Below are 12687 nucleotides of genomic sequence, written 5' to 3'. Positions count from 1 at the left end.
CATGCCAAGCCTCGATGAAATGCTTCAAGCGCTGCGCGGTGCCATCGGCATTGCCCTTGGCGATGAAAACGCCATGCGCCATTTCGAGGTGAGCACCGAGGCTTTTTTCCGCTCCTTCTTCGCGTTCATTCCCGCCCTGCCCTTCTACCTGCTGATCACGACGGCGGAATGGCGCATCATTTCCGAAACGCCGGAAGTGACGCTGGCGCTCGATAAAAACGGCTTTCTCATCTCCCAATTTTTAAGCGCGGCGCTTTCCTGGATCGTCTTTCCGGTGGTGCTTGGCATTCTAGCGCGGCCCTTCGCCATCACGCGCAGCTACGCCCAATACATCATCGCCTATAATTGGGCGAGCCTGCCGGTGCTGGCCGCGATTTCCTTTCCCTTCCTTCTTTTCAGCGTCGGCATGCTGCCGAAGGAAGGGGTGACCTTCATTCATCTCTTCCTCTTGCTCGGCGTTCTCTGGTACCGCTGGAAAATTGCGCTGACCGCTCTTGGCCGGGGCGCGGGGCTTGCGGCAGGCATCGTCCTGCTTGATATCGGGACCGAAATCATGGTCGAGTTCGCCATAGGCGCGGCATTCTTTTAAGGCTTCCTTCTAAAGCATTCCGGGGGACGGGCTTCATGAGTGATAACAGGCCGATCGGCGTTTTCGATTCCGGCATGGGCGGGCTCACCGTCCTTAAAGCCTTGCGCGCGGCGCTGCCGGGTGAAGACCTCGTTTATCTCGGCGACACGGCCCGCCTTCCCTATGGCACCAAGAGCGCGGAGACCGTGCGCGCTTATGCGCTGCAAGCCGTGCAGCTCCTCATGAGCCACGATGTGAAGCTCGTGGTGATCGCCTGCAATACCGCCTCCTCCGTCGCGCTCGAACCCCTTTCAGGCGCGCTCCGCCCCCTCCCCGTTATCGGCGTGGTGGAACCGGGCGCCGAGGCCGGCTGCGCGGCAACGAAGAACGGGCATATCGCCGTTATCGCCACGGAAAGCACCGTCAAAGGCGGGGCATATGAGCGCGCCATCCACGCACTGAACAAGGATGCGGAAGTCACGCAGCTTGCCTGCCCGCTTTTCGTGGCGCTGGCCGAGGAAGGCTGGACGGACGGCGAGGTTACCGAAGGCGCGGTGAAGCGCTATCTCCTGCCGCTTTTCCCTGACGGCGGTGAAGTGCCGGACACGCTGGTGCTCGGCTGCACGCATTTTCCCGTTCTGGCGCCGGCCATCGGCCAGGTGCTGGGCGATAAAGTTACGCTGGTCGATTCCGCCGCCACCACCGCGCGCGCCGTTGCCGCCACGCTTGAGGACAAGGGCCTTGCCCATGCGCCAGCGGACGAGAAAAGCATTGTGCGCTTCATGGCGACGGATTCGCCCGAACGTTTCGCCCGGGTGGGCAGCGTCTTTTTCGGAGAGGCGATCGAGCCGGAAAATGTCGAGCTGGTGGATCTGAAACCGGCGCCCGCCTAAGCCGCCTCAATCTTCGTAATCGACCTGAAAAAGATAAAGCCCTTGGGGCGGGGCGACGGGCCCGCAGGCGGCCCGGTCGGCTGCCTCCAATGCCCGGCGCATATCCGCCGCGCTCCAGCGCCCCTCGCCGACCTGTTTCAGTGAGCCCACAATCGAGCGGACCTGATTGTGCAGGAACGAGCGCGCCCGGCAGACGATCTCGATTTCTTCGCCATAGCGGGAGACCGACACCTCGTCCATCGTCTTGACCGGCGATTTCGCCTGGCAATGGGCGGAGCGGAAGGTCGTAAAGTCATGTTTGCCGATGAGCACCTGCCCCGCCTCATGCATGGCGCCTGCATCGAGCGGCGCATGGACGAGCCAGGCGCGGTCTTTATCCACGGTCAAGGGTGCGCGGCGGTTGATGATGCGGTAGCTGTAATGCCGCCGCCTTGCGGAAAAGCGGGCATCGAAATCCTCGCCGACTTGTTCCGCAGCAAGCACCGCCACCGCATGGGGCTTTAAATGAAAGTTCACCGCATCGCGCAGCTTGTCCGGGGGCGCCTCTTTTTCAAGATCGATATGGGCGACCTGGCCCAGGGCATGGACACCTGAATCCGTGCGCCCCGCCCCGAAGACCGTAACCTTTTCGCCGCAAAAGCCTTCGATGGCCGCGCTCAGCGCATCCTGCACCGCGCGCCGGTCCGCCTGGGACTGCCAGCCGTTAAAATGCGTGCCGTCATATTCAACGGTGAGCTTATAGCGGGGCATCAGGCGAGCCTTTCGCCTTTTTGCAAGGGAAAGCCGCGCAGAAACTCTTCCGCGCTCACCGCGCCCTTGCCCGCCCGCTGGACTTCAAGGAGCCGCAATGCGCCCTCGCCGCAGGCAATGGTGAGCCCCTCCAGCACCGTGCCGGGCTCGCCCTTGCCGCTACTTAGGTCTTCCAGGGGCCGGGCTCTCAAAACTTTCACCCGCTCGCTCTTGCCCTTGCGGGCCATCTCGAAAAAGGCGCCGGGGAAAGGCGTCAGGCCCCTGATATGCGCATCGAGTTCGCGGGCCGGGCGCTGCCAGTCGATGCGCGCCTCGGCTTTTTCGATCTTATGGGCATAGGTCACGCCTTCTTCTGCCTGGGGTGTGGCTTCCAGCGTACCCCTTGAAAGGGCGGCAAGGGCGCGCACCATCAAATCGGCGCCCCGGCGGGAAAGCTCGTCATGAAGGCTGCCAGCCGTCTCTTCCGGCCCGATGGGCACATGCTCGGCCAGCAGCACAGGGCCGGTGTCGAGGCCCGCTTCCATCTGCATGACCATAACGCCGGTCTCCGCGTCCCCCGCCATGATGGCGCGCTGAATGGGCGCGGCGCCCCGCCAGCGCGGCAAAAGCGAGGCATGGAGATTGAGACAGCCGAGGCGCGGGGCCTCCAGCACCTTTTGCGGCAGAATGAGCCCATAGGCGACGACCACCGCCACATCGAGATTAAGCGCGGCAAACGCCTCCTGCTCGGCCGCCTCTTTCAGGGAACGGGGCGTGCGCACCTCAATGCCGTTTTCCTCGGCAAAGAGGTGGACGGGGGATTTCTTTTCTTCCATGCCCCGGCCGGCCTTGCGCGGCGGCTGGGAATAGACGGCCACGACCTCATGACCGGCGGCCAGAAGCTCGCCCAGCACCGGGACGGAAAAATCGGGTGTGCCCATAAAGGCGATACGAAGTGCGCTCATGAAAGGTGAGTAGCGCGGGCGGGGCCTCTCCGCAAGCCTGCGGCCCCCAAAGGCCAGGCGGCTTTAGGCCAGTTCCTTGTGGCGCTTCAGTTTCTGGACCTTTTTGATGGCCCGGTCGCGCTTGAGGCGGGAGAGATAGTCGATGAACAGCACCCCTTCCAGATGGTCCATCTCATGCTGGATGCAGGTGGCAAGCAGCCCGTCGCATTCCAGCACCTGTTCCTTGCCGTCATAATCGAGGAATTTCACGGTCGCCTCGGCGGGCCGCTCCACTTCCTCGTAATATTCGGGCACGGAAAGGCAGCCTTCTTCGTAAACGGCTTTGTCTTCCGAGCGCCAGGTGATCTCTGGATTGACGAAATAGCGCGGCTGCGGCTCTTCATCCTCGCGGGCAAGGTCCATGACGATGACGCGCAAAGGCTCGCCCACCTGAATGGCGGCAAGACCGATGCCGGGCGCGGCATACATGGTCTCCAGCATGTCGTCCATCAGCGCGCGCAAGGCGTCATCCACCTTTTCGACAGGCTTGGAGACCTGCTTCAGGCGGGGGTCGGGCGCGGTGATGATTTCTCTGATGGCCATAAGGGTGAAATAATCGCCCCGCCCCGCCCCGTCAAGCGCGGGCCCGGCCCGTTAAGGGTTAACTGCCTTTATTCCTTGGGGTTTTGCCATTTCGCACGGCTTTTTGATGGGAAGGGCCCCGGCATATCAGCAGAGGCGCGGGCCGGGCGGAATCATGTATAGTCGGCGGAAATTCGAGGTATCCATGGATTTTTCCAGCCCTGACATCTTGATTGCGCTGATCGCCGTGCTCATTGCCGTGTTGGCCGGGTTCTTTGCCGCGCGCTTTTTCGGCAAAGGCGGCAGGGAAGAAGGCGCAGCGCTTAAAGCATTGATGGAAGCCGAGCTGACCCGCCTTGCCCAGGCTCAGTCCGAGCTGACCGGCCGCTTGCAAAGCCTGGCCGAGGGCCAGCACGCCACGCAGGAGAGCCTGACCCGCACGCTGAACGAGCGGCTCGATCAGGTCAGCCAGCGCATGGGCCAGAGCCTGACCGATTCCAGCCAGAAGACGCAGGAAAGCCTCGGCCAGCTTCAAGAGCGCCTGGCGCTGATCGACCAGGCGCAGAAAAACCTCAACGAGCTCTCGACCCAGGTCGTGGGCCTTCAGGACATTCTGGCGAACAAACAGGCGCGCGGGGCTTTCGGGGAAATTCAGCTCAACGATATTATCGTCAATGCACTGCCCCCCAATGCCTATGCCTTTCAAACGACGCTGCGCTCGGGCGTGCGGGCGGACTGTCTCCTGCATTTGCCGAATCCGCCGGGCTCCATCGTCATCGATGCGAAATTCCCGCTCGACGGTTACCGCGCGATCCGCAATGCGAGCGATGCCCATACGCAGAAACAGGCCGCCGCCCAGTTCAAGCGCGATGTGCTCAAACACGTCAAAGACATTGCCGAGAAATATATCGTGCCGGGCGAGACGGCGGATTCCGCGCTGATGTTCATGCCCTCCGAAGCCGTTTATGCCGAGCTTCACGCCAGCTTTGCCGATGTGGTGGACCAGAGTTTCAAACAGAAAGTCTGGATCGTCTCACCCACCACGCTGATGGCGACGCTCAACACCGTGCGCGCCGTGCTGAAAGACGCGGAGATGCGCGAGCATGCCCATATCATCCAGCACGAGGTCGCCAAGATGCTCAAAGACGTCGAGCGGCTGGACAGCCGCGTCGACAATCTGAAAAAGCATTTCGGCCAGGCGGAGAAAGACATCAAGGATATCGAGACCTCGACGGCGAAGATCGTGCGCAAGGGCGAGCAGATTGCCGAGGTCGAGTTGGAAGACGCCAAACGCGACGCGCTGGAAGAAGCGCGCCCGCGCGAGGCACGCAGCCAGAGGGATCTTCTGGCCGGGGAATAATCCGCATCATGCGAGGGGGGCTTGATGGAACTGATCAATAGCTGGGTTTCCTATATCAATGGCATCGTCTGGGGCCCGCCCATGCTGGTGCTGCTGGCAGCCACAGGGCTTTATCTGACGGTGGGGCTCCGGCTCTTTCCGATCCGGAAAATTCCCTACGGCTTTTCACTGCTTTTCAAAAAGCACGAGGGCGAAGGCGACATCGTGCCTTTCAAGGCGCTGATGACGGCGCTGTCGGCCACGGTCGGCACCGGTAATATCGCAGGGGTCGCCACGGCAATCTTTCTCGGCGGGCCGGGCGCGCTTTTTTATATGTGGATGATCGCGCTTGTCGGCATGGCGACGAAATATTCCGAAGCCGTGCTCGCCATCCAGTTCCGCGAAACGGATGAAAGCGGGCGGCATGTCGGCGGGCCGATGTATTATTTGAAAAACGGCGTCGGTAAGAAAATTCCCTGGCTCGGCGCACTGCTGGCCCCGCTCTTTGCGTTCTTCGCCGCCGCCGCCGGGTTCGGCATCGGCAACGGCACGCAGTCGAATTCCGTCGCTGCTGCGATGGAGACGAGCTTCGGCGTGCCGCCGCTCGCCACCGGCATCGTCATCGCCGCGATCGTCGGCTTCGTCATTATCGGCGGCATCAAGCGCATCGGCGATGTGGCAGGCGCGCTCGTGCCCGCCATGATCGTGCTTTATGTGGGCTCCTGCGTTGCCATCCTCACCGTCAACGCAGCGGTCATTCCGGATGCTTTTGCGCTGATCTTCCACCACGCCTTCGAACCTGCGGCAGCGGCAGGCGGCTTTGCCGGGGCAGGCGTTGCAGCGGCCATTCAGTTCGGTGTGGCACGCGGCATTTTTTCCAACGAGGCGGGCCTCGGCTCGGCGGCCATCGCCCATGCGGCGGCCAAGACCAACGATCCGGTGCAGCAAGGTAATATCGCCATGCTCGGCACGTTCCTCGACACGATCATCGTCTGCACCATGACCGGCCTCGTCATTATTACGAGCGGGCTTTGGACGAGCGGGCTGACCGGCGCGGAGCTGACAAGCGCGGGCTTTGCATCCGTCCTGCCGCATGGCGACAAGATCGTGGCGGTCGCGCTTTCCGTCTTCGCCTTCACCACCATTATCGGCTGGTCATATTACGGTGAGCGGAGCGTCGAATATCTTTTCGGGGAAAAGGCCATTCCGGTTTACCGGGTACTCTGGGTGCTGGCGATCCCGGTCGGGGCCGTCATCAAGCTGGAATTCATCTGGCTCCTTGCCGATACGCTGAACGCCATGATGGCCATTCCGAACCTGATCGGGCTGCTCATTCTGGGGCCGATGGTTTTCCGCCTGACACGGGACTATTGGCGCGCGAAGAAGTAGGGAGGGGGTTCCCCCCCTCCTCGTCACCCTCGGGCTTGACCCGAGGGTCCATGCCCTTGTTGCAGGTGCTTTATGGACCCCGGGATAAACCCGGGGTGACAGCTGCGACAAACTCAAACCGGCCGCTTCGCCCGCATGGCAGCGGAAAGCGTGCCGTCATCGAGATAATCGAGCTCGCCGCCCACCGGCACGCCGTGGGCGAGGCGGTAAACGGCAACGCCCGCGCTTTCCAGCTGATCGGTGATGTAATGGGCGGTTGCCTGGCCATCCACCGTCGCGTTCATCGCAAGGATGACTTCTTTTACTTCAGGCGCATGGCAGCGCTCGACAAGCTTGCCGATGGAAAGATCGTCCGGGCCGATGCCGTCGAGCGCGGAGAGCGTGCCGCCCAGCACATGATAATAGCCCTTATGGGCGCCCGCCCGTTCCAGCGCCCAAAGGTCGCCCACATCCTCGATGACGCAGATGGAGGACGGATCGCGGCGCTGATCGCAGCAGACGGTGCAGGGATCGCGCGTATCGACATTGCCGCAGGTCGAGCAGATCATCGCCTTTTCCGCCGCCTCGGAAACGGCGCGGGCAAGGGGAACGAGGAGCGCTTCTTTTTTCTTGATGAGATGCAGCACCGCGCGGCGCGCCGAGCGGGGCCCGAGCCCGGGCAGCTTGGCGAGCAGATCGATCAGCCGCTCGATTTCCGGTCCCGTAAGGGGCGATGCCATGGTCTATTCCGGTTGCGTGAGGGGCTGCGGGTTCAGCCGAGATTGAAGCCGGGCGGCAGCGGCAACCCGCCGGTCAGCGCTTTCATTTTCTCCGCCGTCGCAGATTCCGCTTTGACCTTCGCATCATTATGCGCGGCCACGATCAGGTCTTCGAGGATCTCGCCTTCTTCGGCTTTCAAGAGCGACGGGTCGATCTTGATGCCGGCCATCGTGCCCTTGCCCGTCAGCGTAACGCGCACCATGCCGCCGCCCGACACGCCTTCCACTTCCAGCTTTTCAAGTTCTTCCTGCGCCTCGGCCAGTTTCGACTGCAACTGGCGGGCCTGCTTCATCATATCCGTGAGGTTTTTCACTCGTACATATCCTCGTCATCGAAAAAGGCATCGAGATGATCGCCGCCTTCGGCTTCGCTCATCTCCTGAATTTCCTGCGCCGCTTCTTTCAAAGGGTCGCGGATGTCGACAATCTTCGCGCCGGGAAAAGCTTCCATCGCCGCTTTGACGAGCGGATGGGTGGATACTTCCTCTTTCAACGCTTCCGTCTCGCTTTGCTCCTGCTCGCGCAAGGTGGGCGCGGCCTTGGCTTCATTGGAAACGGAAATCAGCCAGCGCGTGCCGGTCCAGTGGCGCAGACGCTCGGACAGCACCTGCATGGTCTGTTTGGCATCTTCCGAGGCGCCGATCTCGATCTGGCCGGGCTGAAAGCTGACAAGACGTACGCCGGTTTTGAGCACATGCTGAAGCTGGATGTCGCGTTTTTCTTCGGCAAGCGCCACCACATCCTCAAAGGAGTGCAGCATGATGGCGGCTTGCGCGTTTTGCTGCATCTGCGGCGCGCCGGCGGGCGATGACATGCCGCCGCCTTGCGCGGAGCGGCTGACGGCCTGGGCGCCGCCATTCCCGCCGCCACCGTTTCCATTGGGAGCGGGCCCGCGCGCGGGCGCCCCGGCGCCGGAATTTTTAAGCTGCGCGATGAGGTCTTCCGGCGCGGGCAGGTCGGCGGCATGACAGAGCCGGACCACGACCATTTCCGCCGCCACGATGGGCTTTGCCGCCTGCGCCACTTCGCCGATGCCTTTCAACAGCATCTGCCAGACGCGCGAGAGCACGCGGATCGGCAATTGGCCGGACATTTCCTTGCCGCGCTCGCGCTCGGCTTCGGTGGCGGCGATATCATCGCTCGCGCTTTCCACTAGCTTGAGGCGGGTGAGCCAGTGAGTGAGCTCGGCAAGATCGGAGAGCACCACCGCCGGGTCGGCGCCTGCATCATATTGCGCGCGCAGTTCGCCCAAGGCCGCCGCCGCATCGCCTTTCATGATGAGGTCATAAAGATCGAAAATCCGCCCGCGGTCGGCAAGGCCGAGCATATCGCGGATATCGGCTTCCTTGATTTCTCCGTCCCCCGTATCGCCCACCCCGTGGGAGATCGCCTGGTCGAGAATGGAAAGCGCATCGCGGGCCGAGCCTTCGGCGGCGCGGGCAAGCAGCGTCAAAGCAGGTGCTTCGATCTTCACCTCTTCTTTTTCGCAGACCCGGGAGAGAAGGCGCACCAGTTCTTCCGAGGTCAGGCGGCGCAAATCGAAGCGCTGACAGCGGGAAAGCACCGTCACCGGCACTTTGCGGATTTCGGTCGTGGCGAAAATGAATTTCACATGTTCCGGCGGCTCTTCCAGCGTCTTCAAGAGGCCGTTGAAGGCGGCCTTGGAGAGCATGTGCACTTCGTCGATGATGTAGACTTTGTAGCGGGCGGACACGGGCAAGTAGCGCACGCTTTCGATAATCTCGCGGATATCGTCGATGCCGGTGCGCGAGGCGGCGTCCATTTCCAGAATGTCGGGATGACGCGATTCCATGATCGACTGGCAATGCACGCCCGGCTCTTCCAGATGAATGGTCGGCCCGCCCTTGCCGTCTTCGCTCATATAATTGAGGGCGCGGGCGAGAATGCGCGCGGTCGTCGTCTTGCCCACACCGCGCACGCCGGTCAGCATGAAAGCATGGGCGATCCGGCCTTTCTCGAACGCATTCGAGAGGGTGCGCACCATGGCTTCCTGGCCGATCATGTCCTCGAACGTGGCCGGGCGGTATTTGCGCGCCAGCACCCGGTAGTCGGAGGCTTTAGGCGAAGAAGGAGCCTGCCCCTCCCCGCCCAGAAGACCCAGGCCGGGCTCGGACGCGGGGTCCGCCGGCGCGCTTTCTTCCGGCGCCGCGTCCCAGCGTTCTTCTGTCTCGTTGACGGACTCGTCCATGACCTTCCTGCTCGCCTGCCTTTGCGGGTTCAGCACAGTGTAGAGCCTGGGGCTGGCGCCTGCATCCCCGGCGTCGTTTTTTCTTTGTGGATAGTCCGGGGATAGTCCGGTTCTCTGTGAACAGTCCGGCAAAAGCCCGGCGGGGGCGCTTCAAACCCGCGCCAAAGGGCAAAGGTGGGAGACTGGACAGCGACCCGAGCGAAACTCGTTACGGCTGCTTCCTTCCGGATCTGACCGGGTTGGCGAGGAACTCGTCCACCGCCAGCCTCCCGAGGGGCTTATATCACGCCCTCAGGGGCGAAAAGCAAGGGGGCGCGGGAGAAAAGCGGCGGCGGCCCGGCAGCGGCCGCCTCATAGCCCGCGAATCGGCAGTTTCCCGCCTTTTCCGCGAAAGGCGGCGGCGCTTCCCGCGGGCGCGGGGGCATGATGCCGGGCCGTTGCGCGTCGGAAAGGCTTGTGCCACCCTCCGCCCAACTTTTCAGAAGAAAAATAGGCGCTTCAAGCGCAGCGAGGCAGGCATGGCACTTTCTCCCAATCCCAATATTTTCGCCAATAACCCCATCGACCGGGCAGGCCATTTGCGCGGCAATCCCGAATGGCTGGCGGAAAAGCGCAAAGACCCTTCCTCGCTCTTTGTGCCGCTCTGGAACCTCAACCCGCTGGTGCTGCCCGAAGAAGTGCCCTCTCAAGGCAAGGATGTGGGCTGGGTGCCCGCCGCCGCCGTCGAGCCGCTGGCAGGCCCCGGCGCCATCGAGGTTTTTCTCGGCATCAACCGGCGCGGCAAGGCACTCTTTGCCATAGACATTTCCGCCGCGCCCAATCCGGAGGCCGAGGGCCCCTTGAAAGGCTTCGGCGCTTTTGAGGAAATTCGCGGCCTTGCCATGAAAGGCGAGATCACGGCGAGCGAGCTTGCGATCCTTGCCCAGGCTAAAGCCATGATCGACTGGCATTTGCGCCACGGCTTCTGCTCGGCCTGCGGGGCGAAGACGGAGCTGGCCGAGGCAGGCTACAAGCGCACCTGCCCTTCTTGCAATGCAGAGCATTTTCCGCGCACCGACCCCGTCGTCATCATGATGGCGACCTATGGCGACAAGGCCTTTCTGGGGCGCCAGAAAATCTTCCCGAAAGGCATGTATTCGGCGCTGGCAGGCTTCATGGAGCCGGGCGAATCGATCGAGGAAGCGGTGGCCCGCGAGCTCGACGAAGAAGCCAAGATCGCCGTTAAATCCGTGCGCTATCATTCCACCCAGCCCTGGCCGTTTCCCTCATCGCTGATGATTGGCTGTATCGCCGAGGCCGAATCGGAAGACTTCGAGATCGACGGGGTGGAACTTTCCGGCGGCAAATGGTTCACCCGCGACGAGCTCGCCGCCGCGCTGCGCGGAGAGGGCAAAGGCTTCTTCGTGCCCCCGCCCTTCGCCATTGCGCACCATCTAGTGAAAGCGTTCGTCGAAGGCTGGTAAGTTCGCGGGACAAGCGGCGCGGCCCAATGGCCCCTCGGGTCAAGCCCGAGGGTGACGCGTAGAGAAGAGGGCTCCTAATCCGCGATATGCGTTTCCAGCGTCGCGCGGAAAGGTGAGGCTTTGTAGACGCCGAGAATTTTCAGCTCCGAGCAGAAGAATTCCAGCTCTTCCAGCGCCAGGCGCACATGGCGCGAGGCGGGGTGGCCTTCGATATCGGCATAGAACTGCGTTGCCGTGAAAGCGCCGCCGAGCTGATAGCTTTCAAGCTTCGTCATGTTGACGCCGTTCGTCGCAAAGCCGCCCATGGCCTTGTAAAGCGCGGCGGGCACGTTGCGCACGCGGAAGATGAAACTCGTGATGACCGGCTCGTCTTCGGGCTCGGCATCGTCCGGCTCCATCGCCATGATGAGGAAGCGCGTCGTATTGTGCTCGGCATCCTCGATATCGGCTTTGAGAACATCAAGGCCGTAAACGTCCGCCGCCAGCGATGAGGCAATGGCGCCGCGCGATGGATCGTTCAATTCCGCGATCTGGCGGGCCGAGCCTGCCGTATCCGCCCCGATCACCGCTTTCAGGCCGAGCTCGCGAATGACGTTGCGGCACTGGCCGAGCGCCATGACATGGCTTTGCACGGATTTGAGGCCGGAGAGCGCCGCGCCTTTCACGCCCAGAAGCTGATGACGGATGCGCAGAAAATATTCGCCCACGATATAGCAGCGCGAATCGGGTAGCAGGTGGTGGATATCTGCCACGCGGCCGGCGACGGAATTTTCGATCGGAATCATGGCGAGGCCGGCGCGCCCCTCGGCGAGCGCGGCGAACGTGTCCTCGAACGTGTCGCAGGGCAGCGGTGTCATATCGGGATAGACTTCGCGGCAGGCAATGTGCGAATTCGCCCCCAGTTCGCCCTGGAAGGCAATGGTGTTCTCCGGCGCCCTATCCTGCGATGTATCTTCTGCGGCCATGTGCCCCTCTTATCCCTTTGCGCTTAATATAGCACGGGCCTTTTCAAGGTGCTCCTGCGTATCGACGCCGAGCGGCACGGTGTCGACCAGCGCCGCATCGATGCGCATGCCGTTTTCCAGCGCGCGCAATTGCTCGAGCCGCTCGCGCTGCTCGAGCGGAGAGGGCGGCAGCGTCACGAAGCGCTTGAGAGCGGCGCGGCGGAAGCCGTAAAGCCCGATATGGTGATAAAGCGGCCCTTCGCCCGAAGGCGCCGTGGCGCGGGTGAAATAAAGCGCGCGGCCCGTGCGCGTGCCGGGGGCGAGCGAGACCACGGCTTTGACCACATCCGGGCTCGTTTTTTCTTCTTCCAGGGTAATCGCGGCGATCAGCGTCGACATATCCGCTTCGCTTTCTGTCAGAAGGTCGCCGGCAATGCGGATAAGCGCCGGATCGAGCGTCGGCAGATCGCCCTGCACATTCAAAATGATGTCGTGAGCGCCTTCCGGGTCCACCCGCTCCAGCGCCTGCCAGACGCGGTCGGAGCCTGAAGGAAGGGCGGGATCGGTCAAAACTGCCTCGCCGCCTGCCGCCTCCACCGCCTCGGCGATCTCTTTTTCCGCTGCCGCAACGACGACGCGACCGATGCCCGCTTCCTGCGCGCGGGCCCAGACCTGCACGATCATGGGCGCGCCCGCGATATCGGCCAGCGGCTTGCCCGGCAGGCGCGTCGATGCGAGGCGCGCCGGAATGATGATGATGGGGTTTGTAGCTGCCTCGGCCATGTCTGGTTCGGTCCTGGTCGTGCTTTAGGGCGGAACGGCCCTGAACTGCGTCTCTTGCGGGAGAAAACCTGCGACGGATCGCCGCA

13 protein-coding genes and 1 other RNA gene are annotated in these 12687 nt (G+C 62.6%); 5 read left to right on the top strand and 9 right to left on the bottom strand.

The genetic code is table 11. From position 1 onward, the window contains the following. Window position 1 precedes the first annotated feature (1 nt). Together ACOQOT_RS01850 and murI are read left to right on the top strand one after the other, a co-directional pair. Complete coding sequence (locus ACOQOT_RS01850) at window positions 2-589, top strand: hypothetical protein (protein ID WP_420560689.1); 588 nt, start codon at window positions 2-4, stop codon at window positions 587-589. 35 nt (window positions 590-624) lie between these two features. Further along, entirely contained in the window at window positions 625-1461 is an 837-nt protein-coding gene (gene murI / locus ACOQOT_RS01845) for a glutamate racemase (protein ID WP_420560688.1), read from the top strand. A 6-nt stretch (window positions 1462-1467) separates the two neighbouring features. Here murI and truA read toward each other — a convergent pair whose 3' ends face one another. From truA to def, 3 genes are all read right to left on the bottom strand, one after another. Further along, the gene (gene truA / locus ACOQOT_RS01840) at window positions 1468-2211 is read right to left on the bottom strand and encodes a tRNA pseudouridine(38-40) synthase TruA (protein WP_420560687.1); all 744 of its coding nucleotides are present in this window, start codon (window positions 2209-2211) and stop codon (window positions 1468-1470) included. Then, on the bottom strand, window positions 2211-3155 hold the full coding sequence (gene fmt / locus ACOQOT_RS01835) for a methionyl-tRNA formyltransferase (protein ID WP_420560686.1): 945 nt from the start codon (window positions 3153-3155) through the stop codon (window positions 2211-2213). Before fmt ends, truA begins: the two co-directional genes overlap by 1 nt. A gap of 63 nt (window positions 3156-3218) precedes the next feature. Beyond that, on the bottom strand, window positions 3219-3737 hold the full coding sequence (gene def, locus ACOQOT_RS01830) for a peptide deformylase (protein WP_420560685.1): 519 nt from the start codon (window positions 3735-3737) through the stop codon (window positions 3219-3221). A gap of 184 nt (window positions 3738-3921) precedes the next feature. Here def and ACOQOT_RS01825 point away from each other — a divergent pair, with 184 nt between their 5' ends. Both ACOQOT_RS01825 and ACOQOT_RS01820 read left to right on the top strand, forming a co-directional pair. Then, window positions 3922-5076: a DNA recombination protein RmuC gene (locus ACOQOT_RS01825; protein ID WP_420560684.1), complete on the top strand. Its 1155-nt coding sequence runs from the start codon at window positions 3922-3924 to the stop codon at window positions 5074-5076. Window positions 5077-5100: 24 nt separating this feature from the next. Next, window positions 5101-6444: an alanine/glycine:cation symporter family protein gene (locus ACOQOT_RS01820; protein WP_420560683.1), complete on the top strand. Its 1344-nt coding sequence runs from the start codon at window positions 5101-5103 to the stop codon at window positions 6442-6444. 113 nt (window positions 6445-6557) lie between these two features. Here ACOQOT_RS01820 and recR read toward each other — a convergent pair whose 3' ends face one another. The 4 genes from recR to ffs form a co-directional block, all read right to left on the bottom strand. After that, window positions 6558-7163 (bottom strand): recombination mediator RecR, encoded by a 606-nt coding sequence (gene recR, locus ACOQOT_RS01815; RefSeq protein ID WP_420560682.1) that lies wholly within the window; start codon window positions 7161-7163, stop codon window positions 6558-6560. Between the two features lie 32 nt (window positions 7164-7195). Further along, complete coding sequence (locus ACOQOT_RS01810) at window positions 7196-7516, bottom strand: YbaB/EbfC family nucleoid-associated protein (protein WP_420560681.1); 321 nt, start codon at window positions 7514-7516, stop codon at window positions 7196-7198. Then, complete coding sequence (locus ACOQOT_RS01805) at window positions 7513-9411, bottom strand: DNA polymerase III subunit gamma/tau (protein WP_420560680.1); 1899 nt, start codon at window positions 9409-9411, stop codon at window positions 7513-7515. Before ACOQOT_RS01805 ends, ACOQOT_RS01810 begins: the two co-directional genes overlap by 4 nt. Before the next feature lie 174 nt (window positions 9412-9585). Continuing rightward, an RNA gene (ffs, locus tag ACOQOT_RS01800) (signal recognition particle sRNA small type) lies at window positions 9586-9681 on the bottom strand. A 248-nt stretch (window positions 9682-9929) separates the two neighbouring features. Between ffs and nudC the strand changes: the two genes are divergently transcribed. Beyond that, window positions 9930-10874 carry an NAD(+) diphosphatase gene (gene nudC / locus ACOQOT_RS01795; protein WP_420560679.1) on the top strand — a complete coding sequence of 315 codons (945 nt, stop codon included), beginning with the start codon at window positions 9930-9932 and terminating at the stop codon, window positions 10872-10874. 74 nt (window positions 10875-10948) lie between these two features. Here the strand turns inward: nudC and ACOQOT_RS01790 are convergent, their stop codons facing one another. Continuing rightward, window positions 10949-11839: a prephenate dehydratase gene (locus tag ACOQOT_RS01790; protein ID WP_420560678.1), complete on the bottom strand. Its 891-nt coding sequence runs from the start codon at window positions 11837-11839 to the stop codon at window positions 10949-10951. A 9-nt stretch (window positions 11840-11848) separates the two neighbouring features. Then, on the bottom strand, window positions 11849-12601 hold the full coding sequence (locus ACOQOT_RS01785; protein WP_420560677.1) for a 3-deoxy-manno-octulosonate cytidylyltransferase: 753 nt from the start codon (window positions 12599-12601) through the stop codon (window positions 11849-11851). Between the last annotated feature and the right edge of the window lie 86 nt (window positions 12602-12687).

This window comes from Tepidicaulis sp., assembly GCF_965222285.1.
Classification (GTDB): Bacteria; Pseudomonadota; Alphaproteobacteria; order Parvibaculales; family Parvibaculaceae; genus Tepidicaulis.
The sequence above is the reverse complement of the archived record's forward strand: the minus strand, read 5'-3'. Positions and strand labels throughout refer to the sequence as shown.